The sequence below is a fragment of the Haloferax gibbonsii genome, assembly GCF_001190965.1.
In the GTDB taxonomy this organism is placed as follows: domain Archaea; phylum Halobacteriota; class Halobacteria; order Halobacteriales; family Haloferacaceae; genus Haloferax; species Haloferax gibbonsii.
Genome location: NZ_CP011947.1, coordinates 196,387 through 220,943 on the forward strand (window position 1 = coordinate 196,387; position 24,557 = coordinate 220,943).

The following is a 24,557-nucleotide window of genomic DNA, read 5'->3' on the forward strand; positions in this document are numbered from 1 at the left end:
CGAGGCGTGTCGGTCGGCGGATTACGAGCGCCCCGGCGACCTCAGAGCGCGAGGCTGGCGAGGAGCGCGACGGCGAGGACGAGCCCGGGCGCGTCGCGCCGGCCGAACCGAATCTCCGGGAGCGTCGGGTTCCAGGCGAAACACCGCGCGCGGAGAGCGAGCGCGAGCGCGTCGGCCCGCGCGAACGACCGCCGGAGGCCGCCGGCGGCGACGAGCGAGAGCCGCTCGTCCAGCCGTCGCTCGCTCCCGAGGCGGGCGGCCTGCGCCTCGCGGACGCGGCGCAGGTCGCGGCGGACCAAGGGAAGAAACCGGAAGACGAGGGCGACGCCGACGCCGAGCGCGACGCCGACGCGACCCGGGACGAGCCGCTGGATCGCCGCGCGGGACTCGCGCACGGGCGTCGTCCTGACGTACGCCGCCGCGACGAAGAAGACGAGCAGTACGCGGACGCTGGCGAGCGCCGGGTCCACGGCCGCCTCGGGGTCGAACCACGGCGCGCCGAGGCGGGCGGCCTCGACGACCGGACCGAGCGCGAGGAACGGAACCGCGTAGCGGAGGTCGCTGAGGGCCGAAACGGGTGACGTGTCGGCGGCGCGGAGACAGCCCGCGGCGACGACGCCGAGGGCGACGAGCCCGGTGGGTGTGGTATGCGCGAACCCGGCCGCCGCGAAGGCGACCTGCACCCCGAGCTTGGTCCGCGGGTCGAGTCGGTGGGCGAGGCTGTCGCCCGGTTCGTAGGTCAACACGGCGGGCGGACGTCGAGGTCGGGGAGGCGGTCTGCGGCCTCGTCGGGCGCGGCGTCGAGGGCGACGTCGCCGTCGGCGAGGACGACCACGCGGTCGGCCAGTTCGGCCACGTCGCGCAGGTCGTGCGTGACGACGACGAGGCTCGTCCCCTCGGCGCGGAGGTCGCGGAGGCGCGCGAGCACGGAGCGACGGGCGGGTTCGTCGAGGCCGGTGAACGGTTCGTCCAAGACGAGGTGGTCGGGTCGCATCGCCAGCGCGCCGGCGATGGCGAGGCGTTCGACCTCGCCGCCGGAGAGGGCGTCGACGCGCTCGTCTTCCCGGCCGTCGAGGTTGACCGCGGCGAGCGATTCGCGGACGCGGCGGTCGATTTCGTCGCGGTCGAGCCCGAGGTTCTCCGGGCCGAACGCCACGTCAGCGCCGATAGTCGCCGCGACGAGCTGGTCCTCGGGGTGCTGGAACACCATCGCCACCGCGGTTCGGGCGGCGACGAGGTGGTCCGAGACGGAGCGGCCGTTGACCGAGACCGAGCCCTCGTCGGGGTCGAGCAGGCCGTTGAAGTGCCGGACGAGCGTGGTCTTGCCGGAGCCGTTCGCGCCCGCGACGATGACGCACTCGCCGTCGTCGATGGCGAGGTCGACCCCGTCGACCGCGACCGTGTCGCCGTACCGGTGGACGAGGCCCTCGACGCGAATCATCTACTGGGCGGCGATGGCGTCGGAGCGGACGATGCCGACCGCGGCGGCGATTTTGAACGCCTCAGCGGGGATGAACGCGGCGGAGGCCGTCCAGAAGGCGGATTCGAGGCCGACGCTCTGGACGTACGCGAAGCCGAGCGTCCCGAAGGCGTAGACGACGACGGTGCCCGCGACCATCGCGCCGACGAGCCGGGCGGTGCTCACGCGGTAGTCGCCGATGTCGACGCCGCCGTGGACGACGAGGCCGACGATGACCGCGGCGACCGGGTACGCCCAGAGGTAGCCCGCGGTCGGGCCGACGAGCGGCGCGAGCCCGGCCGAGCCGCCGGCGAACACCGGCGCGCCGAGGCCGCCGGCCGCGAGGTAGAGCGCGATGGAGCCGCCGCCCCAGACGGGGCCGAGGAAGATGCCCGCGAGGAAGACGACGAGCACCTGCATCGTCACCGGAATCGGCGAGACGGGGTTCGGGAACGAGACGTAACTGCCCGCGCCCATGAGCGCCGCGAACAGGGCGGCGCGGGCGATGTTGCCGACGAGTTCGTCGCCGACGAGTTCGACTGACTCGTGTTCAGTTGCCATGTCCATCGCTGTCTCGTAAACCCTGTTTAACTTATCGGTTTACAGAGTGCGTGGACGGGGTCGGCCCTCGGTCTCGTCGGCCGATTCGAGTCGCCTCCCGGCGCTCGGCGGCTCCCGGGTCAGCATCATTAAAGACGCTGGGCGTGCCATTCTCCGGGTATGGACGAAAAGACCGCCGAGCTTCGCGACATCTTCATCGAGGCGACTGGGTCGGACACCGTGACCGAACAGCAGTCCGAGTCGCGCGGGTCGCTCGCCGACGTGGACGACCCCGAAGCGGTCCGCGAGCGCGTCCGCGACACCGTGGCGACGATGCGCGAGCGCTACGCGTTCGACACCGACTTCGACGACGACGCGCTCGTCGCGCTCGTCGTCGGCTACTTCGACGGCGACGCGGACGCCGACCTCGCGGTCGAACTCGACGCGTCGCCCGAGGCGATTCGCACCGCCCGGTTCGACCTCCACCTCGTCCGTGACGCCGACCGCGAGTTCCCGTTCGACGCCGACCGCTTCGACAACCTGCTCGTCGACGGCGCGGACGACGAGACCATCGCCGAGACGCTCGACGTGCCCGTCGAAGTCGTCGCCGAGTGCCGCCCCGCCGCCGAGGCCGACATCCGCTCGAGCCGGGCCAACTACCGCTTCCGCGACGACTTCGCGGAGCTGTTGACCGACGACGACCTCTCGAACCGGATGGCCGAGGACGCCCGCCGCGACGGACTCCGCGAGGCGACCGAGGACATCGAGACCGACGTGTCGCTGTAGCGGCGGCCGCTGTGACCCCTCGGGCCGCGCGAGTCCCGGCGCGCGGCCGACCCGTCGGGACGACGGAGGGTCGGCCGAACGACGAAGGTTCTTAACCGATTGGGGACATACCCTTGTGCGATGGCGCAGGCCCCCCAGAACCGAGACCTGACGGAGCGGTTCATCGAGTTCTACCGCAACTACTATCGAGAGGAGATCGGAAAACTCGCACAGCAGTATCCGAAGGAAAAGCGGTCGCTGTACATCGATTACGACGACCTCTATCGGTTCGACGCGGAGCTCGCCGACGACTACATCACGAAGCCCGGCCAGTTCCAGGAGTACGCCGAGGAGGCGCTGCGCCTGTTCGACCTCCCCGCGGACGTGAAGCTCGGTCAGGCGCACGTCCGGATGCGCAACCTCCCCGAGACGGTCGATATCCGGAACATCCGGGTCAACGACGACCACATCGGGACGCTCATCTCGGTGCAGGGAATCGTCCGCAAGGCGACCGACGTGCGCCCGAAAATCACGGAGGCCGCCTTCGAGTGCCAGCGCTGCGGGACGATGAGCTACATCCCGCAGGGCGACGGCGGCTTTCAGGAACCACACGAGTGTCAGGGATGCGAGCGTCAGGGGCCGTTCCGCATCGACTTCGACCAGTCGAACTTCATCGACTCCCAGAAGCTGCGCGTCCAGGAGTCACCCGAGGGCCTGCGCGGGGGCGAGACGCCGCAGAGCATCGACATCAACCTCTCGGACGACGTGACCGGCAAAGTCACCGCCGGCGACCACGTCACCGCGGTCGGCATCCTCCACATCGAACAGCAGACCTCGGGCAACGAGAAGACGCCCGTCTTCGACTACTACATGGAGGGCATCTCGCTCACCATCGAGGACGAGGAGTTCGAGGACATGGAGATATCCGACGAGGACGTGGCCGAAATCGTCGAACTCTCGAACGACCCGGCCATCTACGAGAAGATGGTCGAGTCCGTCGCGCCCGCCATCTACGGCTACGAGCAGGAGAAGATGGCCATGATTCTCCAACTGTTCTCGGGCGTCACGAAACACCTGCCCGACGGGTCGCGGATTCGCGGCGACCTGCACATGCTGCTGATAGGGGACCCCGGAACTGGCAAATCGCAGATGTTGTCATATATACGACATATCGCTCCCCGGTCGGTCTACACCTCCGGCAAGGGTTCGTCCTCGGCGGGTCTCACCGCCGCCGCCGTCCGCGACGACTTCGGCGATGGCCAGCAGTGGACGCTCGAAGCCGGCGCGCTCGTCCTCGCGGACAAGGGTATCGCGGCGGTCGACGAGCTGGACAAGATGCGGCCCGAGGACCGCTCCGCGATGCACGAGGGGCTCGAACAACAGCAGATTTCGGTCTCCAAGGCCGGCATCAACGCGACGCTGAAGTCGCGGTGTTCGCTCCTCGGCGCGGCGAACCCGAAGTACGGCCGCTTCGACCAGTACGAGCCAATCGGCGAGCAGATCGACCTCGAACCCGCGCTCATCTCCCGGTTCGACCTCATCTTCACGGTCACCGACGACCCCGACCCCGACGAGGACTCCAAGCTCGCGGACCACATCCTCAAGACCAACTACGCGGGCGAGCTGAACACCCAGCGGACGAACGTCGCCAACTCCGAGTTCACGGAACAGCAGGTCGACGCCGTCACCGACGAGGTCGCGCCCACCATCGACGCGGAGCTCCTCCGCAAGTACATCGCCTACTCGAAGCGCACCTGCTACCCGACGATGACCGACGAGGCGAAGCAGGTCATCCGCGACTTCTACGTGGACTTCCGCGCCCGCGGCGCCGACGAGGACGCGCCCGTCCCCGTGACCGCCCGGAAGCTCGAAGCGCTCGTCCGGCTCGGCGAGGCGTCCGCTCGCGTCCGCCTCTCGGACAAGGTGACCCGCGAGGACGCAGAGCGCGTCACGGGCATCGTCGAGTCCTGCCTGCGCGACATCGGCATGGACCCGGAAACCGGCGAGTTCGACGCCGACATCGTCGAGACCGGCCGCTCGAAGACCCAGCGCGACCGCATCAAGAACCTGCTCGAACTCATCCGCACCATGCAGGAGGAGTACGAGGAGGGCGCGCCCCACGAGGAGGTCCTCGAACGCGCCAACAGCGAGCTGAACATGGACGAGAAGACGGTCAACGACCAGCTGGACAAGCTCAAGATGAAAGGCGACATCTACGAGCCCCGCGGCGACGTCTACCGCGCGACCTGAGTGGCCGCCCTCGATTTCTCGACTGTCACGAACTCCGTACTGTCCCGACTTCCACACTATCTTAGCGAGGGGACAGTCTCGAGCGCGTGTCGTTTATTTGCACCAACACTCCTATGTAATCTGAAAGTCATGTAGTACGTATGAATCGTCGAGCGTATCTGGCGACCGCGGGTGCACTCTTCCTCGCGGGATGTTCGTCAGCGGACGGTGGGGAGACGACGACGGAGGAGCCGACGACGACGACGGAGGAGCCGACGGCGACGGAAACTCCGACTACGACCACGACTGAGGAGCCGACGACGACGACGGAGGAGCCGACGACCGAGACGACCACGGAAGAGCCGGACAGAGTGGACCGAATCCTCGGCCTCGCCGTGGAAGACCTCGACGCTGCGGTCGATGACTTCGCGTCCGTGGCGGGCGAAGACGGCGGCTTCCACGACCTGAACGCCACGACGCAGTTCTCGTTCGAGGACGACGCCGACTCGCTATACCTCGCGCGCGGCCACTTCAACACGCTCGACCAACTCGACAAGACCGACGCCCAGCGAGCGCGTCTCGGGCGTCTCCGACGCGCCTTCTGGTTCCTCTGGTGGACGGGTAAGACCCACGAGAACGCAAATCAGGCGTTCTACCGCACCAACAACGCGGTCTCCAGGCTGTACGGCGAGGAGTTCAACCGCATCGACACGCAGGTCCAACAGATAGCGGAGGCGCTCGAACCGACGCGAGACACGCTCAATAGCTTACGGAAGGAGTCGGAGGCCGACGCCCTCGACGAACTCACCGCCCTCGAACCGGCGGACTACGGGCGGAAGGTCGACTTTTTCGAGCGGGAGATCGGTCAGTTCGAGGCCTTCGCCGACGACATCGTCTCGTTCCGCGACGCGATTCGACGATTACAGGACGGGTTCGACGAGTACCTCGGCGAGAGCTACGGCGACGCCACCGGGTCGTTCTTCCGGGCGATGAGCGCGTTCGAGGACGTGAACGCGCGGGTCTCGGAACGCGACCCCGTGGCGGCAATCGCCTCCCGCTCCGAGGAGTTCGCCTGCCTCACCGACGCGATGGCGCGGGCCAGCGAGGTGCTCGACGAGGCGGCGACCGCGGGCGACAACGACATCCCCGAAAAGCAGACCGCCCTCGAAAGCGAGGCGCGAGAGGCCTTCGCGGACTGCGACCTCGTGGCGGAGCACTTCACGTTCGTCGCCGACTTCTTCGAGGAGCTACCGGACGAACGCTCCTGAGACGGCCGTTCGACTCGCGACCGTCTGCGACCGACCCGCGCGGAACCGACGAACTTAGTGGAGCGTGCGGCGACGGGACAGACGACCGATGGACCGAATCTCCGCCATCCGCAACATCGAAGACGCCATCCGCGACCTCGAATCGGGCGACGCGGACCTCGCCAGCACCGAGCGGCGCGTCGTGACCGTCCTCCGGACGTTCGCGACGGAGTTCGAAGACGACGCCGGCGACGGAACGCTCGACGCGTGGACGGCCGTCGGCGACGACCGCGCGGAGGGTCTCGTCGTCCTCGCCGCCGACGAGGCCGACGCGCGGACGCGGGTCAGAGACCTCCTTGACGAGGCGGCCGGCGACGCCGACGACGTGACGTTCTCGGTCGAGCGCGTCTGAGGCGAGACGAGTCGCGCGGAGATTCGAACTCGGGTGAGACGCCGTAGTCTTCCTGTCTGTGACAGTCGACTGACGCGAGAGCGCCGCTGTCGAACGATTTTTCTCCCGACTCCGTGACCGAGCGTGCGTGCTGTTGGTCGTGACTTACTCGCAGGCGGCGCGGACGACGCTTCGGAACATCTGTCGGACCCACGACGAGGTCGTGGTCCGTCGACTGGGTCGCGCCGCGCTCTTCGACGAGACGGAGTTGGCCGCCTTCCTCGCGCTTCGGCTTCGGGAGAAACACGACGAGGCCGTGCAGATCGAGCGAACCGAACCGTTCAACGAGTTCGCGGCGGTCCCGGACGCGGTCCGCGAGGCCGCGGCCGCCTACGAGGACCGCGAGTCCCCGGCGACGCCGTACAGCAAGTTCGCCTCGGGCACCGACCACCCGTCGGCCGCGGAGATGCAGCGCCGCGAGCTATGAGGCTTCGACTCCCCGACGGGACCGTCCGCGAAGGACCGGCTATCGACCTCGCCGACGGACCGTTCGACGTCGGTGCCGACGAGGTCGTCGCTGCCATACGGGTGGACGATGGGGGCGACGGGGACGACGGGAATGACGGGGACGACGGGACCGGCGCGCTCCGAATCGACTGTCCGCCGCCGGGTCCCGGGTACGACCGCCTCGGTCGGATTCCCGTCTCGAAGCCGACACCGTCCCGCGGCTGGCTCCTCGCGGCGGTCGGTCGGTCCCGCGGGCTTCGCTCTCCCGTCGCCGACGACCTCGACCGACTCGAAGCGAAACTCGCCGAGCGCCGCGACGACGGGGTGGATGTGGAGGCGGACGAGCGCGAACCCATCGACACGTCCGCGGCCGCGCTCCGCGAGGCCCGCCGCCGCGTCGCCGCCGCCGGCGAGGACGAGTCCCGACTCAGAGAGCGCGTCGCAACCCTTCGCGGTCGGGTGAACGCTCACCGAGACGCCGGCGACGACGAGGCGACTGAGACGGCGCAATCGGAACTCGTGGCGGTCGCGACCGAACTCTCCGAGGTCGAAACCGAACGCGTCGCGGCCGAACAGCGGCTTTCGGCGCTCGAACGGGCGGCCCGAACCGAGCGAGACAGCCGCGAGGCGCGACTCAAACTCGAAGACGCGGTCGAGAACCGCCGTCGAGAGGCGCGGGCGTACTTCGCGGCCGAACTCGGCGATGCGTTCGAGGCGGCGCTCCGGAGCCTCGCGGCGGCCCCATCGCTGATGGCGACTGCGGAGTCGCCCGCGTCGGTGGCCGACTTCGAATCGGACCCCGTCGCACGCGCGCTCGCCGCCGCCCGCCTCGCCGACCTGTCCGCCCCGGTCGTCATCTCGGGCGGCCGGGTTTCGGACGCCGACGCCGCGGCGAACTGGCTCGACGCGCCGGTCGTCAGATGCCGGCCGAACGACGGGTGAGCGAGCCACACCGGGCGTTGATTTATATACGAAGCGGCGGCCATCCCCGCCATGCACTCCGATATCGACGTGACCGTGGACGACGGCGTCGCCCTCGTCTCGGTCCGAGTCCACAACGACGCGCCGGTCGACCGGCGCGTCAGGCTTCGCAACCGACTCGATGGGTCGGTGCTCCCGCCGCGTCGCGCCGGCGTTCCCGAAGCCGGTTGGGACGACGAGGGGTTCGAAGGCGTCGTCCCCGCGGGCTCGACGGTCGCGCTCGGCTACGCCGTCTCCCCGTCGTCGACGGCCACCCGCGACACCGCGACCGCCGACCTCGACGCCCGCCCCGAACACGCGGTCGGCATCGACGTGCTCGGTCGCGCCGACGAGGCGGAGCGAGCCAGCGATTCGACGCCCGACGATGCGGTTCGAACGCTCGGTTCGGCGCGGCCGCCGGCCGATGCAGTCCCCGTCTCTTCTGACCTGCCGCCGACGACGCGGGAGTCGGAGACGCCCGAACCGACGCCCAGCACGACGAGCGACGCGTCAGATGGCGAGCGCCGCGAGCCGCTTCCGAGCCCCGAACCACAGACCCGCTCCGAACGTCCCGAACCGTCCGAACAGCCCACGGACGCCGACGTGTCGGCGGCGGTCGGGACTTCCGAGGAACGCGGCCGCGGGACTGACCAGTCGCTCGGGTCGGAGCCGCCAGAGTCGCTGGAGTCGCTCGCGGCGTTCGAGCGTCGCATCGACCTCGCCGAGCGACTGGACGGCGCGTCGGTCGCCGACGCCGCGGCGACGCTCTCGGAGGCCGATATCTGCATCGACGCGCTCGACGCGCTCGACGCGGACCGGGAGCGTCTTCGCCGACTCGCGGCGCGCGCGACGGCGCTCGCGGACCGCGCCACCGACGCCGACCCCGACGTGGACGCGCTCCGGAGGCTCGCGTGATTCTCGCGGTCGTCTCCGGGAAGGGCGGCGTCGGGAAGTCGACGCTGTCGTTCGAACTCGCGGCGGAACTGGGCGCGGTCGTCGTCGACGCCGACCTCGGGATGGCGAACCTCCCGTACGCGCCCGGCCCAGACCTCCACGACGTGCTCGCGGGGCGCGCGGACCCGCTCGAAGCCGTCCGCTCGGGCGGCCCGGTCTCGATTCTGCCGTGCGGTCGGACGCTCGCCGGCGCGCGGGCGGCCGACGTGCGTCTCCTCGCCGACGCGCTTCACGCGGTCGAAGCGGCCTACGGCGACGTGGTCGTGGACTGCCCCGCGGGGATGCGCGCCGACGCCGGCGTTCCGCTCACCGTCGCCGACGCCTGCCTCGTGGTCGCGTCCCCGAAGGGGTACGCGCTGGCCGACGTGGTGCGGACCCGCGAACTCGCGCGCGAACTCGACTGCGGGCTCGCCGCCGTCGCGGTCAACCGCGTCGTCGACGAGGTGCCGCTCGACGCCTTCGCCGACGTGCTCGGCGCGCCGGCGACGGCGGTCCCCGCGGACTCTCGACTGGCCGAGGCGGTCGAGCGGTTCGAGCCGGTCGTCGCGTCGTCGCCGAAGAGCCTTCCCAGTAGTCGCGTTCGAGAACTCGCGGACGCGGTTCGCGTAAGCGGTCGGTAGAAACGTCGTCTCGTCTTCGGTCCGTTCGTGCGGACGCAGTTCGATTCTCGCGTCTTCCTCGCCGTCGTCTCAGTTAGCGAGTCCCGTCGCCTGTCGGCGTCGGCTCACTCGCGGAGCGCCACGTACGTCTTGCGGAGCGTCACGGGCGTCACGTCGGCCACGTCGGCGGCCTCGGCCTGCGTGCAGTCCTCGCCGCGGTCGCGAGCCGCGGTGTAGAGACACGCCGCGGCGACGCCGCAGGGGTTCTTGCCGCCAACGACGCCCTCCTCGCGGGCTTCGGCGACGTACTCGCGCGCCCGGCGCTCGGTGTCGCTGTCGAGGTCGAGCTTGGTCGCGAACCGCGGAAGGTACTCGGTCGGGTCGGCGGGCGCGACGGGGAGACCGAGGTCGCGGTTGAGCGCGCCGTAGGCCGCTTGGTGTTCCGCCTCGGTGGCCTTCGACACGTCGCAGACTTCCTCGACGCTCCGGGAGACGCCGGCGACGCGGCAGGCGGCGTAGACGCAGGCCGCGGCGAACCCTTCGAGCGAGCGCCCGCGCAGGAGGTCCTCGTTCTGGGCGGACTCGAACAGCGAACACGCCTGGTCGCGGATGTGGTTCGGCAGCGACAGCGCGCTCGTCACGCGGCGAATCTCGGTGAAGGCGTACACCTGATTGCGCTCGCGCTTGGTCGAGATGCGAGCGCGGTTGTGCTGGCGGCGCATGCGGGCGAACTGCCGGCGCTTGCGACCCTTGATACGCGTCGAGCGGCCGATTTCGGTCGACAGGCCGCGGTCGTGGCGCGAGCGGGTGAGCGGCGCGCCGGTGCGGGCGGGGTTCCGGTCGTCGTCGGCGAACGAGCGCCACTCGGGGCCGTGGTCGATGCGGTACTCCGAGACGACGAGACCGCAGTCGGTACAGACCGTCTCGCCGGCTTCGAAACCGAGGTGTCCGTCGCATTCGGGGCAACCCTGGGGGGAACGTGCTTCGCTCATCACAATTGAAAATCGGTCTCGAACGGGTATTTAAACACGGGTTGAAAAGGGGGTAGAACCCCGATTACTGCCGTCAGAGCCTACCGGTAACCGGTGGGTTACAGACTCAATTTTGATACTGATTAGGAACGCTTTTAGTCGATAGGTGCGGACCACCGAGCGATGGGACTGTCGGATATCGCCGCCGCGTTAGAGACGACGACGACTGAACAGCGCTCGCGCTGCGTTCCGACTGTCGACGACACCGGTGTTTCCCTCCGCGAGCGCTTCGAGGCGCACGCAGACGCGCTCCCCTGTGCGCCTGCGGCCGCGGAGCGGGTTGTCGAAGCACACGGGTCGGGCACGTCAGTCGGCGAGAGCGCGAGCGACGCAGGCGTCGCTCCGGTCACGGCGGCGAAAGTCTTGCACCGTTGCGGCGAAGCGGGCGTGACTCCCCTCGCACCCGAGGCGCGACGCATCGTCCGCGATTGGATCGACGGACGAATCTCGCGCGCCGACGCGCTCGCGCTCACCGGCGCCGAGCCGTCGGAGTTCGCACTCGCGACGTACGTCGAGACGCACGACCCCATCGACCCCCTCGTCGAAGCCGTCGAGGGCGCGCTGACCGACCGCACCGACGCGGCCGTCGCGAAGCGCGACTCGCTGGCCGAGACCATGAGCTCGGTCACCGACATGCAGTTCTGACGCGGGACACGCCTCCCCACCTCCCGTTTTCACGCTCGCGAGCGGCGGCGCTCACCAGCCGTCCGTCTGCTCTCTCGAAACTCGCTCGGCGCGTCGCGCGATTCAGCGACGGACGTACTCGCCGACCGAGGTGAGCACGCCGCCGGCGGCCGTCACCGAATCGAGTTCCACGTCGAGGAGGACCTCCGCGACCGCGGCGACGCCCGCCGCGAGGTCGGCGTCGTCGCGGCACGCCGGCGCGTCGGCGATGTCGTTCGCCTCGGTCTCGGGAACGACCACGTCCGCGTCGCCGAGCGCGCCGAACGTGGAGACGACCGCGTCGATATCAGCCCCGATGTCGGCGGCCCGGGCGCTGAGACGACCGACGGCGTCGGCACCGCGGTCCGTGGCGGGCGCGACGAGCGCGACGCGGTCGCAGGCCGCGGCGGCGGCGACGGTCTGATTCGACGCGAGGAGCGGCGCGTCGACGAGCACGTGGTCGAAGCTGTCTGCGGCCTCGGCGATGCGACCCTCGAACGCCCGCGCGGCGTCGGGGGTCATCGCCCGCGCGAGTCGCTCGAACGGGGCCGCGGCGGGGCAGACGGCGACGCGTCCCTCGGCGTCGGTCTCGAAGTCTACCAGCCCCGACTCCAGCGGCACGTCCGCCGCGTCGGTGACGAGCGACGTCGCGTCGGGGTCGAGCGCTCCCGAGACGTAGTCCGAGAGCCCCTGCGTGGCGAACGCCGCGTCGAGGACCGCCACGTCGCGACCGTCGGTCGCGAGCGCCGCGGCGAGTTCGAGCGTCAGTCGGGTCGTCCCCGCGCCGCCGGCGACGCCGACGAGCGCGGTGGTTCTGGGGGGAATCGGCATACCGCGACTGGTCGGGTTCTCGAATTAATAGCTTCGGTCGGCCGGTATTGGTGTCGCCGGACGACACTATTCAGCTCACAGAGGTGATTTCGACGGCCGGCGGTGGGGCTAGACCGACCACTCGTCGTCGGCCGCTTCGGGGTCTGAACCCGGCGTCTCGTCCGTGCAGGCCCGGTAGAAACAGACCTTGTAAGTTCGCCCGACGAGCGTGGTGACCGTCGAGCCGACGGCCACGACGGCGATATCGACCGCCGGCATCGGCGCTTGGAACGCCGTCACCGCGCCGGTGACGGTGGTCGCCCCGTCGAGGGTGACGAGCCAGAGGACCGGCAGGTCGACGACCGAGGTCACGGCGGTCGCGACGACCGCGTAGCCGACGACGTGCCGGAGGTTGCCGAAGACGAAGTCGACGCTGCGGCTGAGTGACCCGCCCGCGGTCTTCCCGTCGAGGACGACGGCGGTGTCGAAGAAGGTGAAGACGTAGACGATGGCCATCAGGGCGACGCCGGCCACGCCGAGCGCCCCGAGCTCGACGAGCGTGAGGCTCGCGGAGCCGTTCAGCACCGCGTTGAATCGGTCGAACCCGATGTAGCCGAGGACGCCGCCGCCGACGACCATCGCGACGACGACCACGACGAGGCCGGCGAGGAGCGTCGCGCCGAGCAGGCTGACGTAGTAGCGCTGTGCCGCGGTAGTCGCGCGCAGGTCGGTGTCGGAACCGGGTCGCGCGCCGTCGGCGACAGTGTAGAACGCGCCGATGAGCGCCGGCACAGCGAGGAGTTGGAGGAGCGAGCCAACGGCACCGGTCGGACCGGAGGCGCTGTTCAACGCGCCGATGAGCCCGAACGCGAGGGCGAACGCGACGAGCACCGGCGTCTCGGTGACGATTCGGAGGGCCGTTCGAAACGATTGGAGGACTGTCACGACAGCCGGTACTCGCGGCGGCCGTATGTGTTTTTATATCGACACGATTTGCTGGTGAGCGCGGCGCCGGCAGGAGAGGTCGGCTCCGTCAGCCCGAGATGGCCGCCTCGATGTCGGCGAGTTCCTCGTCGGAGAGGTCGGGTCGCTCGCCCGCGACGGCGTGGATGGGGCTGCCGCCGTCGCCTTCGAACCGGGGGACGATGTGGACGTGGACGTGGTCGACTTCCTGGCCGGCGGCGGGGCCGTTGTTGATGCCGACGCTCGTCGCGTCGGCGTCGACCGCCGCCTCGACGCGCGGGACGAGGTCGTTCACGGCGGCGAAGAGGTCGGCGGCCGCGTCGGCCGGCACCTCGTCGAGGCGGGCGTGATGCTCCTTCGGGACGACGAGCGTGTGGCCGGGCGCGAGCGGGTTGGCGTCGAGGAACGCAAGCGTGTGCTCCGTCTCGTGGACGATTCGGCCGGGGATGTCGCCGTCGACGATGGCGCAGAAGATGCAGTCGGACATACGTGGCACGTCGATTGGCGGGAAAAAGAAAGTTCGGACCGGTTCGGGGCCGGGGACGCGTCAGTTCCGCTCGGTGGACCGTTCGCGGTCGTCGGCGTCGTATCCGCGGCCGACTCCGGCGTTCCCGCTGTCGGCGGCCGCGCCGACATCGTCACCTCCGTCACCTCCGTCACCGCCGAACCGCGCCCGAATCCGCGCCAGTCGCTTCTTGACGCCGGCGACGAACGGGTCCATCGCTTTCACGAACGGGTGGAGAACGACGTCGATAATCAGGTCCGCGATGAGGTCGCCGAGCATCGGTGTGACCGAATAATGTCAACCCTCAGCCATGAATATGCGGGGTATCGAGCGGCACGGTCGGTGCAGTCGGCGGTCGTCGCGGTCCGCGTCGGCGACGTGGTGGCCTCAGGGGAGACGCGATTCCAAGTCGGCCAGGTACTCGTCTAACTCGTAGCCGAGTCGGGAGAGCCACACGTCGCGGTACGAGGGGTGCAAAAGCGGGAGTACGGTGTAGCCGAACCGCTCGCTCTCGACGGGTTCGAGGACGGTATCGAGAAAGCCGTCCAGCGAGGTGTCGTCGAGCGCGAGGACGGTTTCGGTCGCGTGGCGGCCGGTCGGAACCACCACGTCGGGGTCGACGGCTTCGAGTTCGGAAACGAGGTGGTCGCGGCAGTGTTCCTTTTCGGCGGCCGTGGGCGCGCGGTTCGACCCCTCGCCGTCCGAGGGGAAGCACTTGACCGCGTTCGTGTAGAAGACGCCCGACTCGTAGCCGACGGCGGCCATCGTCTCGCGGATGCGGCGGCCCGAGTGCTGGGCCGTGTAGGACATCCCGGTCCAGTTGCCGCCCCGCCAGCGGTCGGCGTCGGGGTTGCCCGCACCCGGCGCTTCGCCGACGACCATCACGGTCGCGTCGTCGGGGCCGACGCCCCACGAGATGCGGTTGCGGCACTCGACGAGCGCCGGACAGCGGTTGCAGTCGGGTTCGAGGACGAGCGTCTCGTCGTCGTCGGGGAACCGCGGGTCGGCGTCGGCCATCTACTCCGTCAGGGGGAGCACGATGCCGAAGATAATCGGCGAGAACAGGACCAGCGCGATGCCGAGCCACTCGGCGTCGAAAAACAGCGTGCGCTCCCAGCCCGGAAGTGCGCCGCCGTTCATCGCGAGCGCGACTTTCGCGCCGACAGCGCCGAACAGGAACAGCGCGAGCCCCAGTCCGAGGCCGGTCTTGGTCATCCGCGGGTAGTCGATGTCTCCGTAGCGTCCCATGTTACTCCGAGATACGGGGACTGGGAAAACCGTTTCGAGAGACTGTGTGATATGTTACCGTTCGAGCTCGTCGGCGAGAACGGGGGCCACGGACACCTCGCTCACGTCGCGCTCGATGGTGTCGGTGCCGACGACGCGCTCGATACCGGCGCGCGCGAGTTTCGTGCGGGCGTTGCGGGCGAGAAGCGGGTGGACGGTCGCACAGAAGACGCGCTTCGCGCCGCCGTCTGCGAGGACGGCGACGGCCTCGCTCATGGTCGACCCGGTGGCGATGATGTCGTCGGTGATGACCACGTCGCGGCCCTCGAAGTCGGCGTCGCTCGGCGTGATTTCGACGTCGGTCCCGGAGTGGCGCACCTTCTCGAAGTAGTCGGTCTCGCCCTCGCCGTAGGCGTCGCGGACGGTCTCGGCGATGCCGATGGCCCCCGAGTCGGGCGACAGAAACAGCGGGTCGTCGAGCGCGGGGAGCGGTTCGGCGAGTCGCCCGGCGGCGTCGACGATGTCGACGGGCACGTCGAAGAACTCCGAGACGGCGTCCTCGTGGGGGTTGACGAGCACGACGCGGTCGGTCGTCGTGCTGACGGCGCGGGCGACCGCGCGGGCCGAAATCGGGTGGCCGGCCTCGAACGCCTTGTCCTGTCGGGCGTAGCCCATGTACGGGATGACCGTCGTGACCTCGGACGCGCCGGCCTCGCGGACCGCGTCCTGCAGTTGGAGGAGTTCGACGTAGGCGTCGTTGCTGGCGGTGCTGGCGACGATGGTGGCGGCGTCGGCGTCGAAGCCGGGAACGGCGGCCAGCGTCTCGCCGTCGGGGAAGCGGTCGTACTCGACGGCCGCGAGCGACTCGCCGAGTTCGGCGGCGAGCGCGGCCGCGAGTGCCTGGGAGGATGCGCCGGGTACGAGCATACCCGTTCGTCTCTCGTGGGGGGTAAAACCGCTTTTCGTTGCGTACAGCCGCGTCGCGTGTCAGCGAACCGCGACGCCGACGGTGTCCAATCCGAGCACCTGCGTCCGCCAGTCGCCCCCGGTCAGCCGAACGCAGAAGCTCCCCGCGTCGGTGACGGCGTAGGCGGCGCGGGCGTCGTGGGCGAGCGCGACGACCGTCTCGTCCAGCGGAATCGGGGCGGCGTTCCACGCGTCCGACTCGTCGTCGCGCGCGACGACGCCGTCCGGTCCGACCGCGTGGGCGCGGCCGTCCGGCATCGACGCGACCGCCGAAAACGCCCCGTCGAGCGCGTCCATCCAGCCGTTGCCGAGCGCGTACAGCCCCGAGTCGGTCGCGGCGAGCGGGGTTCCCGAATCGCCGCCGAGACGGCCCGCGGGGTCGGACACGTCGTTTACGTCGTCGAGGCCGACGTGCGAGAGACCGTCGTCGCCGATGCGGTAGACGCCGTCTTCGGCCGCGACGAGGCTCCCGTCGAGGGCGCGGACCGAATCGACCTCGCCGAGGTCGGTCCACCCGGACTCGTCGAGGCGGGCGACGCGCCCCGAGTCGGCGGCGGCGACGACGCGATTCCGGTGGAAGCCGACGGCCCTCGCGGGCCCGAAGTCGAGTTCGTGGTAGTCGTCGCCCTGGACGAGCAGTACGTCCTCGTCGGTGGCGACGGCGACTTCCCCGGGCGACCCGGCGGCGTCCCGCGCGGCGCACCGGCGGTCGACGCGGAAGCCGCCGACGAGGTCGTCGGACACGTCGACGGTCACGACCCCGACGCCCGCGGCGACGTACACCGTCTGCTTGCCGGACTTGTCCGCGTACACCCGCTTTTCGTCGATAGAGAGGTCGAAATCAGCCATCCGTTGGCCCGAGGTTCGCGGCGGGGTTCGGAAAGGATTGTGGTCGTTCCCGGGACGCGGCGACGGACCGAACGGGCGCGGGGCCGAGACGTGTGATTACAGAAATTCCCGCACGTCGGAGTACCACATGTCGTGGTGGTCGAGCTCGCCGAGCGCCTCGGCCACGTCGACCGCGAGGACGTGCCAACAGCGCTCGCCCTCGTCGGGGTCGAGGTTGTACTGGGAGTCCTTGCAGGTACAGCCGCGGTCTTCGACCACGTACTCGTCGTCGTAGCCGACGACCACGTCGAAGTCGCGGTAGCGCTTCACCCGTCGCTCGGAGACGGCCTCGATGGCCGTGACGCCCCGGTCGCCGTGGGCGTCGACGATGGCCTGCACGATCTGCGGCGAGAGCCGCCCGGCCGCTTCGAGGGCCGCTCGCCAGTCGTCGGCCGAATCCACGCCCTCGATTTCGTCGGTGGCGGTGAAAACGCATTCGATGCCGCGGGGGAGGACGCCCGCCGCAACCGCGTCGCACAATCGCATCGCACAATCGCATCGCAACCGGTTTCCGCCCGCGCGGGCGACTGCGGGTATGCACGTGAGCGAGGGAGGCGTCGAAATCGAGGTTCCCGACGCCCGCGACGGGGCGTCAGCGGGGACCGGCGACGATGTCTTCTACAACCCCACACAGGAGTTGAACCGGGACATCACCGCGGCCGTCCTCCGGGCCTTCCGCGAGCGCGAACCCCGCGCCGAGAGCTACCTCGACGCGATGGCCGCCTCGGGAATCCGGGGCGTCCGCGCCGCCGCCGAGGGCTACGACGTGACCTGCGCCGACCTCGACACCGACGCCGTCGAACTCGCCCAGTCGAACCTCGACCGCGCCGGCAACGGCGGCGAGGCGGTCCACCGCAACGCCAACGCCCTCATGTACGACTCCGTCTTCGACGTGGTCGACCTCGACCCCTTCGGCACGCCGATGCCCTTCGCCGACCCCGCCTTCGCCAACACCCGCGACCTCGTCTGCGTCACCGCCACGGACACCGCCCCGCTGTGCGGCGCACACCAGAAAAGCGGCATCCGGAAGTACGGCTGTCTCCCGCAGAACACCGACTACCACCCCGAGATGGGCCTTCGGACGCTCCTCGGCGCGATGGTCCGCACCGCCGCCCGCTACGACAAGGCCGCCGTCCCGATTCTCTCGCACGCGACGCGCCACTACGCGCGGGCGTACCTCGAACTCGACGAGCGGGCGACGAAGGCCGACGAACTCCTCGAATCGACCGGCTTCGTCTACCACTGCGAGGACTGCCTCCACCGCGAGGCCGAGCACTCGCTCATCGCCCACCCGCCCGAAGCGTGCGCCAACTGCGGTTCCACCCGCATTCTCGAAGCCGGCCCCATCTGGCTCGGCCCCGTCTCCGAACCGGCGTTCGCCGAGGCCGTCCGCGACGAGGTGACGGAGGACTTCGGCACCGCGAAACGCGCCCGCAAACTCCTCGACACGCTCGCGGTCGAACTCGACACGCCGACTCACTTCGACCAGCACCGCCTCTGTAAGCTCTGGGGGCGCTCGGCCTCGAAGATGGAGACGTTCCTCGAAACGCTCCGCGACGCCGGCTACGAGGCCACGCCCGCGCACTACCACGGCACCGCGTTCAAGACCGACGCGACGGTCGCGGAGATACGCGAGGCGACCGCTTCGCTCGACCCCGAAGCCTGACTCCGCGGCCCGAGCGGCCGTGCCCGTAACCGGCTCACGCCGCCGCGTCGGCGGGTAGCTTCTTTGTCTCCCGTGTCGTTTTGGTGATACGTGAGCGCCAAGATTCGAACCGTCGTTCCCGTCGCGCGGACCGTCGTCGACACGATTCGGGAGAAGGAAATCTCGTTTCTCGCGGCCAGCATCTCGTACTACGCGCTCGTCTCGCTGATTCCGCTTCTCGTGCTCGGCGTCGTCGTCGCCACCGCGGTCGGCGGCGCGGAGTTGCAGGCGCAGCTCCAGACGCTCGTCGAACAGTACCTCGTCCCGACCGGACAGGACCTCGTCGAGGAGGCCCTCACGGACCGGACCGGACAGGGCAGCGTCGGAGCGGTGAGCCTCGCGTTGACGGTCTGGGGCGCGCTGAAGCTCTTTCGCGGCCTCGACATCGCCTTCTCGCGCATCTACGGTTCCGAGGCAGGCGGCCTCCTCGACCAGCTTCGAGACGGCACCATCGCTCTCGCCAGCATCGGCGTCGGCACCATCGGCGTCGCGGTGGTGACCGCGCTCCTCGGTCTCCTCGACGTGCCGTTCCTCCAACTGCTCTCGCCGCTCCTGTTGCTGCTCACGCTCTGTGCGGCGTTCTTCCCGCTGTACTACGTCTTCCCCGACGCCGACCTCTCGCCGCGGCAGGTCGTCCCCGGAACCGTCTTCGCGGCCGTCGGCTGGACCGTCCTCGGAATCGGATTCGGGGTGTACGCGTCGGTGGCCGGCGCGTCGGTCGCGGGCGCGCTCGGGACGCTCCTGCTGCTCGTGACGTGGTTCTACTTCTCGGGGCTCATCCTGCTTTCGGGCGCGGTCATCAACGCGGTCCTCGCGGGGGTCGGCGGCGACGCCCTGCCCGCGGAACCGCGTGACCCGCCGGGGGGACCGCCCGGAGTGGACCGGCAGGTACAACATACGGGAGGCCGACATGACGCTCGTACGGATATGAGCGACGACCGAGGTGACACCGATGGGCCGCGGACGGCGGACGCCGGCGACGCGGAGACCGGCGCGTCCGTCTCCCCGCGCGGCGCTCCCGACATCGAGGAGCTGGAATCGCAGGTCGAGGAACTCCGCGCCGACCTCGACGCGTTCGAGGACGACGTGACGGACCGGACGGTCGAAAAGCCCAAGCTCGAAGCCGAGTTGAAGCGCTACGTCCGCCGTCGGATGCGCCGCGGCAAGGCTCGCGGTTGGGGGCCCTATCTCGTGCTCGGCTACGGCGTCGTCCTCACGCTCGGCGCGTTCTACTACCTCCAGTCGGACCTCATCGCGGTCGTCGCCATGCTCATCATCTTCCTGTCGACGCTCGGGCTCTACGTCCTGTTCGTCATGTTCGGCATCGGCCTGAACGCGCTCGGCCTCCCCGGCCGCGCCGTCGACGCGGTCCGCGAACGCCGCGGCTGAGATGTCCCGGTTCGAACTCCCGCTTCAGACCCGCGGGTTGGGTGAGTTAGCCCTCGCCGACGCGCCGGACGCGCTCGTCTTCCTGTTCGGTCTCGTCACCCAGCTCGGCGACCAGTGGTTCTTCTTCGTCGCGTTCACGTCGCTGTACTGGCTCTGTCGCCCCCGAATCACGGCCCGCCCCCGGCGGACCGCGGCCGCCTTCGTCGGCCTCGCGCTCGGGTCGCTGGCGCTCGTCACCGCGCTGAAAGTCGGCTTCGCCCTGCCGCGACCGCCGACCGCGACCGTCGCCGCCGCCCCCGCGTGGCCGTCGCCGCTCTCGGACCTGTTCGTGTCGTTTACCACCGACGACGGCTTCGGCTTCCCGAGCGGACACGCCCTCGGGACGACCGTCGTCTACGGGGCCGCGGTCTCGCTTCTCGACGTGTGGGACCGCCGCCGCCGACTCGTCGCCGCGGCGGCCGTCGTCGGCACCGTCTCGCTCTCGCGGATTTTCCTCGGCGTCCACTACGGCGTCGACATCGTCGTCGGCGTCCTCCTCGGCCTGGTCTTTCTGAAGGCGGTCTTTTCGGTCGCCGCCGCGGACGACCCCGACGCGGCCGGCCACCTCGACCCGGCGCGGCTGTTCGCCATCGCGGCCGGCCTGAGCGTCCTCGCGCTCGCGGTGGTGTTCGCCACGGGCGTCCCCGGACACACGGAAAACGCCGCGGCGGCCCTCGGCGGGTCGCTCGGCGGCCTCGTCGGCTGGACGCGACTCGCCGACCACGAGTCGCTGCCGACGCTGTCGCCGCCGGTGGCGCTCGTCGCGTTCCTCGGCGCGGGCGGCCTCTGGGTCGGCGTCGACGTGGTCGACGCCCCGGTCCCGGTGACGGTGCTCGCCACCGGGGCGGTGGTCGCGTTCATCCTCGTCGCGCCGAAGTTACAGGGCCGAATCGGACTCGGCGACGGGGCGACCCAGCGCGCCGACTGACTCGGGCGACGCCGACGGCCGACGCGAGGCTGGCGCTTCTCTTTTCGGACTGCACCACTGCACCGGTTCCGCGACCGCTCACAACCCAGCGAGCTTCGCGAGTCGGTCGCGGCTCGGCCACCGCGGCTCGGCCACCGCGGCGACGACGGCTCGCGCTCGCTCTCCGCGCGGCGCTCTGGCCGTCGCTCTCCGGCGAGCGGGCGCGAAAGAAAAATCGGTGTTAGGCGTGCGCGACGGTTAGAACGTCTCGAGGTACCGGTCGAGTTCCCACTGGGAGACGTCGACGAGGTAGTCCTTGAACTCGGAGCGCTTGGCTTCGACGAACTTCTCGTAGACGTGGTCGCCCAGGGCGTCCTGGATGACTTCGTCCTCTTCGAGGGCGTCGACGGCGCCGCCGAGGTCCTTCGGGAGCGTCTCGATACCGTACTCTTCGCGCTTCTCCTCGTCGAACTCGTAGATGTTCTCGCGGACCGGGTCGGGGCAGTCGAGGTCCTTCTCGACGCCGTCGAGACCGGCGTGGATGAGCGCGGCGAACGCGAGGTACGGGTTACAGGACGGGTCGGGGAAGCGGGCCTCGATGCGCGAGGCGGCCGGCGTGCGGGCGGCCGGCTTGCGGATGAGCGCCGAGCGGTTACGGTCGGACCACGCGATGTAGACCGGCGCTTCGTAGCCGGGGACGAGGCGCTTGTAGGAGTTGACCGTCGGGTCGGCGACAGCCGTGATGGCGGGCGCGTGGTCGAGGATGCCCGCGACGAAGCTCTTGGCCGTGTCGCTCAGGTCGAACTCGTCGTCGCCGTCGTGGAACGCGTTCTCGCCGTCCTGGAACAGCGAGATGTGGGTGTGCATGCCGGAGCCGTTGATGCGCGGGATGGGCTTGGGCATGAACGTCGCGTGGAGGTCGTGTTCGGACGCGATGGCGCGAACGACGGACCGGAACGTGGCGACGTTGTCGGCCGTCGAGAGGGCGTCGTCGTACGTGAAGTTAATCTCGTGCTGGCCCTCGGCGACCTCGTGGTGCGAGGCTTCGATGTCGAAGCCCATGCTCTCGAGGCCGTAGATGATGTCGCGGCGCACGTCGGACGCGAGGTCCTTCGGCGCGAGGTCGAAGTAGCCGCCGGCGTCGTTCGTGACGGTCGTCGCGCGGCCGTTCTCGTCTTCTTCGAACAGGAAGAACTCCGGTTCGGGTGCGACGTTCACGTCATAGCCGAGTTCCTCGGCGCGGGCGATGGCGCGCTTGAGGACGCCACGCGGGTCGCCGCTGAAGGGCTCGCCGGTGGACGTGTTGAACACGTCGCAGATGAGGCGACCTGCGGCGCTGTTTTCCTTCTTCCGCCACGGGAGGACGGCGAACGTCGACGGGTCGGGCTCGAGGCGCATGTCGGACTCCTGGATGCGCACGAAGCCGTCGATGGAGGAACCGTCGAAGTAGATGCCCTCAGTGAACGCCTTTTCGGCCTGCGAGGCCGGGATGGAGACGTTTTTGACCGTTCCGAGAATGTCGGTGAACTGGAGTCGGAGGAAGTCGACATTCTTCTCTTCGATCTCGTCGATGACTGCCTGTGCCTCGTCGCTCAGGCCGCCGTCGGTGAGTGCGTTGTCTTCCGTCATTTTCCTGAACACGCGATTCGAACACCCGCACTATAAAGACCTTTCCGCTTAATGCAATTCCCCGCACCTCGCCACAGAATTGGATATTCGTAAAATTCTAATGCCCCGGGACGGTGTGTAGATGTAATGACGTACGAAAACCTCGACGCGAAGCTCATCAACGCACTCCTCGGCGACGGCCGAGCGAGCCTGCGAAGCCTCGCCGAAGAACTCGACGTGTCGGTCACGACCGTCTCGAATCACCTGCGAGATCTCGAAGACGAAGGCGTCATCGAGGGGTACACGCCCCGCGTCAACTACGACGCGCTCGGCTACGACGTAACCGCCGTCATTCAGCTCAAAGTCGAGGGCTCCGCGCTCCCCGACATCACCGAGCGCCTCCGCGCCGAGAAACAGATGATTTCGGTGTACGAGGTCACCGGCGACTACGACATCATCGCCATCGGCAAGTTCCGCGACACCGACGGCATGAACACGCAGATCAAGAAACTGCTCACCGACGCGGACATCCGCGAGTCCAACACCTCGGTCGTGCTCAACTCGGTCACCGAAAACGAGCAGTTCGAACTCGACCTCGACCAGTAACGCCGTCAGACGATTCGCGTTTTCACGTCTCGCATCTCCGACTTACAGTAGGGACACCGATACCTCGTGTCGAAGCCGTCGGGCGTCGTCTTCGTCGTGGTCTCTATCTCGTGGACCGCCACGTCTCGTCCACACTCCCGGCACTGAACCGCTGGCATCGGTTCGTGTTCGTCGACTATTCGAAATAAACCTACTGGGGCCTGTGTATTGTTGTCACACGTCTGTCTATAGACCGAAGGGCACCGCTTCGACTGGAGACTCCGCTGACTCCGGCCGAGACAGACCGAACCCGTCCCCGCGTCTCGGTGCTGATTTTCGGCGACTGTTCGAAGGCTACTGTTTCGACTGGAAAACCCGCCGACGCCGAGCGATTTTCCGGTCGATAAACCGGAGACGAAATGTTGCGAGTTGTCCGCGAGCAGGAAGGCGCGCGGCCGCCCCGGTCAGAACTCGTCTTCGAAGACGAACGTGCCGTTCCGCTGGACGACCTCGCCGTCGACCTCGATGACCGACTCCTCGGACATGTCGACGATCATGTCGACGTGTTCGGCGCTCTCGTTGATTTCGTTGTCCGCGCCGACCGTCTCGGGGTACGCCGAGCCGACGGCCATGTGGACGGTGTCGCCCATCTTCTCGTCGAACAGCATGTTGTAGGTGAACTGGTCGATGCTGCGGTTCATGCCGATGCCGAGTTCACCGAGGTAGCGCGCGCCCTCGTCGGTGTCGAACACGCCGTCTAAGACCTCCTCGTTCCCCTCGGCGGAGTAGTCGACCACCTCGCCGTCCTCGAAGCGGACGCGGACGCCGGAGACCTCGCGGCCCTGTCGGTACAGCGGCAGGTCGAAGTAGACCTCGCCGTTCACGGAGTCCTTCACGGGCGCGGTGAACACCTCGCCGCCGGGGAGGTTGTGTTCGGCCGTGTCGTTGATGGCCGTGTTGCCGGCGATGCTCATCGTCACGTCGGTCTCGTCGCCCGACTTGATACGGACCTCGTCGCCGTCGTTGAGGATGTCGACCAACTGCTGCTGGAGTTCGCCCTGCGCGTCCCAGTCGAGGGTGACGGCGTCGTAGACGAAGTTCTCGTAGGCCTCTGTGCTCATGCCCGCGAGCTGGGCGCTCCCCTTCGCGGGGTACTGGGTGAGACACCAGCGCTTCGAGAGCATCTCGCCCTGCACGGGCTTGTACGCCCGCTTGTACGCGGCGTTCGTCTCCGGCGGCACGTCGCTCTGTTCCGTGGCGTTCGTCTCGCCGCGGACGCGGATGATGACGTCCGTCTCCTCGTAGAGCGCCAGCACGTGCTCGGGCGTCTCGTAGTCGTCGTCGCCGGCGCGGAGGAACGCGCGGGTAAAGCGCGGGTTCGCGTCCATCGCGACGACGTTCGCGCCGCGGTCGCCGAGCAGTTCGTGGACGGCCGTGACGAGGTCCTCGGCCACCGAGGGCGCGGAGACGACGACGTTGTCGCCGGCCTCGACGCTCGTGGAGTGGTCGACGATGGTCTGTGCGTGCTCGCGGATGCGCGGGTCCATACCGCGTCGTGTGTGTCCCCGGGGCAAACACCTTTCGAAGCGCAAATATTGCGGCCGCGGACGGGGAACGCCA

General features: G+C 69.1%; 29 protein-coding genes. 13 read left to right on the forward strand and 16 right to left on the reverse strand.

Annotated features, from left to right (window positions below):
- Positions 1-41: 41 nt before the first annotated feature.
- Genes ABY42_RS01035 through ABY42_RS01045 form a run of 3 tightly spaced genes read right to left on the reverse strand, consistent with a single transcriptional unit; the run spans position 42 to position 2,020 of the window.
- A complete protein-coding gene (locus tag ABY42_RS01035) occupies positions 42-746 on the reverse strand; it encodes an energy-coupling factor transporter transmembrane component T family protein (RefSeq protein ID WP_050458482.1) in 705 nt (234 codons plus the stop codon).
- Entirely contained in the window at positions 740-1,441 is a 702-nt protein-coding gene (locus tag ABY42_RS01040; protein ID WP_004973797.1) for an energy-coupling factor ABC transporter ATP-binding protein, read from the reverse strand. The genes ABY42_RS01035 and ABY42_RS01040 overlap by 7 nt, the downstream gene beginning before the upstream one ends.
- A complete protein-coding gene (locus tag ABY42_RS01045; RefSeq protein WP_050458483.1) occupies positions 1,442-2,020 on the reverse strand; it encodes a biotin transporter BioY in 579 nt (192 codons plus the stop codon).
- A 159-nt stretch (positions 2,021-2,179) separates the two neighbouring features.
- On the opposite strand from ABY42_RS01045, the gene ABY42_RS01050 reads away from it, so the two are divergent.
- The 8 genes from ABY42_RS01050 to ABY42_RS01085 all read left to right on the forward strand — a co-directional run bounded on the left by ABY42_RS01050 (position 2,180) and on the right by ABY42_RS01085 (position 9,672).
- Entirely contained in the window at positions 2,180-2,785 is a 606-nt protein-coding gene (locus ABY42_RS01050; protein WP_004973794.1) for a hypothetical protein, read from the forward strand.
- Between the two features lie 120 nt (positions 2,786-2,905).
- Entirely contained in the window at positions 2,906-5,014 is a 2,109-nt protein-coding gene (locus ABY42_RS01055) for a minichromosome maintenance protein MCM (protein WP_004973790.1), read from the forward strand.
- Positions 5,015-5,154: 140 nt separating this feature from the next.
- Positions 5,155-6,261: a hypothetical protein gene (locus tag ABY42_RS01060; protein ID WP_082220631.1), complete on the forward strand. Its 1,107-nt coding sequence runs from the start codon at positions 5,155-5,157 to the stop codon at positions 6,259-6,261.
- Between the two features lie 88 nt (positions 6,262-6,349).
- On the forward strand, positions 6,350-6,652 hold the full coding sequence (locus tag ABY42_RS01065) for a DUF7854 family protein (RefSeq protein WP_004973786.1): 303 nt from the start codon (positions 6,350-6,352) through the stop codon (positions 6,650-6,652).
- A 127-nt stretch (positions 6,653-6,779) separates the two neighbouring features.
- Positions 6,780-7,118, forward strand: coding sequence for a DUF7855 family protein (locus ABY42_RS01070; RefSeq protein WP_004973784.1), 339 nt, complete (start codon positions 6,780-6,782; stop codon positions 7,116-7,118).
- Positions 7,115-8,080 carry a DUF7856 family protein gene (locus tag ABY42_RS01075; protein ID WP_050458484.1) on the forward strand — a complete coding sequence of 322 codons (966 nt, stop codon included), beginning with the start codon at positions 7,115-7,117 and terminating at the stop codon, positions 8,078-8,080. Before ABY42_RS01070 ends, ABY42_RS01075 begins: the two co-directional genes overlap by 4 nt.
- A 51-nt stretch (positions 8,081-8,131) precedes the next feature.
- Positions 8,132-9,013 carry a DUF7857 domain-containing protein gene (locus ABY42_RS01080; protein WP_050458485.1) on the forward strand — a complete coding sequence of 294 codons (882 nt, stop codon included), beginning with the start codon at positions 8,132-8,134 and terminating at the stop codon, positions 9,011-9,013.
- Positions 9,010-9,672, forward strand: coding sequence for a P-loop NTPase (locus ABY42_RS01085; RefSeq protein WP_050458486.1), 663 nt, complete (start codon positions 9,010-9,012; stop codon positions 9,670-9,672). Before ABY42_RS01080 ends, ABY42_RS01085 begins: the two co-directional genes overlap by 4 nt.
- A 104-nt stretch (positions 9,673-9,776) precedes the next feature.
- On the opposite strand, the gene ABY42_RS01090 is transcribed toward ABY42_RS01085, so the two are convergent.
- Positions 9,777-10,643 (reverse strand): transcription initiation factor IIB, encoded by an 867-nt coding sequence (locus ABY42_RS01090; RefSeq protein ID WP_004973774.1) that lies wholly within the window; start codon positions 10,641-10,643, stop codon positions 9,777-9,779.
- A 162-nt stretch (positions 10,644-10,805) separates the two neighbouring features.
- Here ABY42_RS01090 and ABY42_RS01095 point away from each other — a divergent pair, with 162 nt between their 5' ends.
- Positions 10,806-11,327, forward strand: coding sequence for a DUF7858 family protein (locus ABY42_RS01095; protein WP_004973771.1), 522 nt, complete (start codon positions 10,806-10,808; stop codon positions 11,325-11,327).
- 102 nt (positions 11,328-11,429) lie between these two features.
- On the opposite strand, the gene ABY42_RS01100 is transcribed toward ABY42_RS01095, so the two are convergent.
- From ABY42_RS01100 to ABY42_RS01140, 9 genes are all read right to left on the reverse strand, one after another.
- Positions 11,430-12,176 (reverse strand): P-loop NTPase family protein, encoded by a 747-nt coding sequence (locus tag ABY42_RS01100; protein WP_050458487.1) that lies wholly within the window; start codon positions 12,174-12,176, stop codon positions 11,430-11,432.
- A gap of 108 nt (positions 12,177-12,284) precedes the next feature.
- Positions 12,285-13,100 (reverse strand): DUF7847 domain-containing protein, encoded by an 816-nt coding sequence (locus ABY42_RS01105; RefSeq protein ID WP_050458488.1) that lies wholly within the window; start codon positions 13,098-13,100, stop codon positions 12,285-12,287.
- 88 nt (positions 13,101-13,188) lie between these two features.
- Positions 13,189-13,605, reverse strand: a complete 417-nt coding sequence (locus tag ABY42_RS01110; protein WP_050458489.1) for an HIT family protein — start codon at positions 13,603-13,605, stop codon at positions 13,189-13,191.
- Between the two features lie 60 nt (positions 13,606-13,665).
- Positions 13,666-13,902 (reverse strand): hypothetical protein, encoded by a 237-nt coding sequence (locus tag ABY42_RS01115; protein WP_050458490.1) that lies wholly within the window; start codon positions 13,900-13,902, stop codon positions 13,666-13,668.
- Positions 13,903-14,010: 108 nt separating this feature from the next.
- Positions 14,011-14,640, reverse strand: a complete 630-nt coding sequence (locus tag ABY42_RS01120) for a uracil-DNA glycosylase (protein ID WP_050458491.1) — start codon at positions 14,638-14,640, stop codon at positions 14,011-14,013.
- On the reverse strand, positions 14,641-14,871 hold the full coding sequence (locus ABY42_RS01125; protein WP_004973761.1) for a DUF7860 family protein: 231 nt from the start codon (positions 14,869-14,871) through the stop codon (positions 14,641-14,643).
- 54 nt (positions 14,872-14,925) lie between these two features.
- Positions 14,926-15,777, reverse strand: a complete 852-nt coding sequence (locus ABY42_RS01130) for a ribose-phosphate diphosphokinase (RefSeq protein ID WP_004973759.1) — start codon at positions 15,775-15,777, stop codon at positions 14,926-14,928.
- Positions 15,778-15,837: 60 nt separating this feature from the next.
- Positions 15,838-16,665 carry an HVO_0234 family beta-propeller protein gene (locus ABY42_RS01135; RefSeq protein WP_004973757.1) on the reverse strand — a complete coding sequence of 276 codons (828 nt, stop codon included), beginning with the start codon at positions 16,663-16,665 and terminating at the stop codon, positions 15,838-15,840.
- Positions 16,666-16,761: 96 nt separating this feature from the next.
- Positions 16,762-17,106, reverse strand: coding sequence for an SWIM zinc finger family protein (locus ABY42_RS01140; protein WP_049905024.1), 345 nt, complete (start codon positions 17,104-17,106; stop codon positions 16,762-16,764).
- A gap of 133 nt (positions 17,107-17,239) precedes the next feature.
- Here ABY42_RS01140 and ABY42_RS01145 point away from each other — a divergent pair, with 133 nt between their 5' ends.
- The 3 genes from ABY42_RS01145 to ABY42_RS01155 all read left to right on the forward strand — a co-directional run bounded on the left by ABY42_RS01145 (position 17,240) and on the right by ABY42_RS01155 (position 20,765).
- Complete coding sequence (locus tag ABY42_RS01145) at positions 17,240-18,370, forward strand: tRNA (guanine(26)-N(2))-dimethyltransferase (protein WP_050458492.1); 1,131 nt, start codon at positions 17,240-17,242, stop codon at positions 18,368-18,370.
- A gap of 90 nt (positions 18,371-18,460) precedes the next feature.
- Complete coding sequence (locus ABY42_RS01150) at positions 18,461-19,798, forward strand: YihY/virulence factor BrkB family protein (RefSeq protein WP_050458493.1); 1,338 nt, start codon at positions 18,461-18,463, stop codon at positions 19,796-19,798.
- A gap of 1 nt (position 19,799) precedes the next feature.
- Positions 19,800-20,765: a phosphatase PAP2 family protein gene (locus ABY42_RS01155; RefSeq protein WP_050458494.1), complete on the forward strand. Its 966-nt coding sequence runs from the start codon at positions 19,800-19,802 to the stop codon at positions 20,763-20,765.
- 237 nt (positions 20,766-21,002) lie between these two features.
- Here ABY42_RS01155 and glnA read toward each other — a convergent pair whose 3' ends face one another.
- Positions 21,003-22,373: a type I glutamate--ammonia ligase gene (gene glnA, locus ABY42_RS01160; protein ID WP_004973748.1), complete on the reverse strand. Its 1,371-nt coding sequence runs from the start codon at positions 22,371-22,373 to the stop codon at positions 21,003-21,005.
- A 126-nt stretch (positions 22,374-22,499) separates the two neighbouring features.
- Here glnA and lrp point away from each other — a divergent pair, with 126 nt between their 5' ends.
- The gene (gene lrp, locus ABY42_RS01165) at positions 22,500-22,958 is read left to right on the forward strand and encodes an HTH-type transcriptional regulator Lrp (protein WP_004973746.1); all 459 of its coding nucleotides are present in this window, start codon (positions 22,500-22,502) and stop codon (positions 22,956-22,958) included.
- Between the two features lie 5 nt (positions 22,959-22,963).
- On the opposite strand, the gene ABY42_RS19665 is transcribed toward lrp, so the two are convergent.
- Together ABY42_RS19665 and ABY42_RS01170 are read right to left on the reverse strand one after the other, a co-directional pair.
- Positions 22,964-23,116 (reverse strand): hypothetical protein, encoded by a 153-nt coding sequence (locus ABY42_RS19665; protein ID WP_004045356.1) that lies wholly within the window; start codon positions 23,114-23,116, stop codon positions 22,964-22,966.
- A gap of 285 nt (positions 23,117-23,401) precedes the next feature.
- Positions 23,402-24,484 (reverse strand): aminopeptidase, encoded by a 1,083-nt coding sequence (locus ABY42_RS01170; protein WP_050458495.1) that lies wholly within the window; start codon positions 24,482-24,484, stop codon positions 23,402-23,404.
- Positions 24,485-24,557 lie beyond the last annotated feature (73 nt).

Coding starts and splice junctions, on each gene's coding strand:
- ABY42_RS01040 (WP_004973797.1), bottom strand. CDS start 1,441: ATGATTCGCGTCGAGGGCCTCGTCCACCGGTACGGCGACACGGTCGCG.
- ABY42_RS01045 (WP_050458483.1), bottom strand. CDS start 2,020: ATGGCAACTGAACACGAGTCAGTCGAACTCGTCGGCGACGAACTCGTC.
- ABY42_RS01050 (WP_004973794.1), top strand. CDS start 2,180: ATGGACGAAAAGACCGCCGAGCTTCGCGACATCTTCATCGAGGCGACT.
- ABY42_RS01055 (WP_004973790.1), top strand. CDS start 2,906: ATGGCGCAGGCCCCCCAGAACCGAGACCTGACGGAGCGGTTCATCGAG.
- ABY42_RS01060 (WP_082220631.1), top strand. CDS start 5,155: ATGAATCGTCGAGCGTATCTGGCGACCGCGGGTGCACTCTTCCTCGCG.
- ABY42_RS01065 (WP_004973786.1), top strand. CDS start 6,350: ATGGACCGAATCTCCGCCATCCGCAACATCGAAGACGCCATCCGCGAC.
- ABY42_RS01075 (WP_050458484.1), top strand. CDS start 7,115: ATGAGGCTTCGACTCCCCGACGGGACCGTCCGCGAAGGACCGGCTATC.
- ABY42_RS01080 (WP_050458485.1), top strand. CDS start 8,132: ATGCACTCCGATATCGACGTGACCGTGGACGACGGCGTCGCCCTCGTC.
- ABY42_RS01090 (WP_004973774.1), bottom strand. CDS start 10,643: ATGAGCGAAGCACGTTCCCCCCAGGGTTGCCCCGAATGCGACGGACAC.
- ABY42_RS01095 (WP_004973771.1), top strand. CDS start 10,806: ATGGGACTGTCGGATATCGCCGCCGCGTTAGAGACGACGACGACTGAA.
- ABY42_RS01100 (WP_050458487.1), bottom strand. CDS start 12,176: ATGCCGATTCCCCCCAGAACCACCGCGCTCGTCGGCGTCGCCGGCGGC.
- ABY42_RS01110 (WP_050458489.1), bottom strand. CDS start 13,605: ATGTCCGACTGCATCTTCTGCGCCATCGTCGACGGCGACATCCCCGGC.
- ABY42_RS01115 (WP_050458490.1), bottom strand. CDS start 13,902: ATGCTCGGCGACCTCATCGCGGACCTGATTATCGACGTCGTTCTCCAC.
- ABY42_RS01120 (WP_050458491.1), bottom strand. CDS start 14,640: ATGGCCGACGCCGACCCGCGGTTCCCCGACGACGACGAGACGCTCGTC.
- ABY42_RS01125 (WP_004973761.1), bottom strand. CDS start 14,871: ATGGGACGCTACGGAGACATCGACTACCCGCGGATGACCAAGACCGGC.
- ABY42_RS01130 (WP_004973759.1), bottom strand. CDS start 15,777: ATGCTCGTACCCGGCGCATCCTCCCAGGCACTCGCGGCCGCGCTCGCC.
- ABY42_RS01135 (WP_004973757.1), bottom strand. CDS start 16,665: ATGGCTGATTTCGACCTCTCTATCGACGAAAAGCGGGTGTACGCGGAC.
- ABY42_RS01145 (WP_050458492.1), top strand. CDS start 17,240: ATGCACGTGAGCGAGGGAGGCGTCGAAATCGAGGTTCCCGACGCCCGC.
- ABY42_RS01155 (WP_050458494.1), top strand. CDS start 19,800: ATGTCCCGGTTCGAACTCCCGCTTCAGACCCGCGGGTTGGGTGAGTTA.
- glnA (WP_004973748.1), bottom strand. CDS start 22,373: ATGACGGAAGACAACGCACTCACCGACGGCGGCCTGAGCGACGAGGCA.
- lrp (WP_004973746.1), top strand. CDS start 22,500: ATGACGTACGAAAACCTCGACGCGAAGCTCATCAACGCACTCCTCGGC.
- ABY42_RS19665 (WP_004045356.1), bottom strand. CDS start 23,116: ATGCCAGCGGTTCAGTGCCGGGAGTGTGGACGAGACGTGGCGGTCCAC.
- ABY42_RS01170 (WP_050458495.1), bottom strand. CDS start 24,484: ATGGACCCGCGCATCCGCGAGCACGCACAGACCATCGTCGACCACTCC.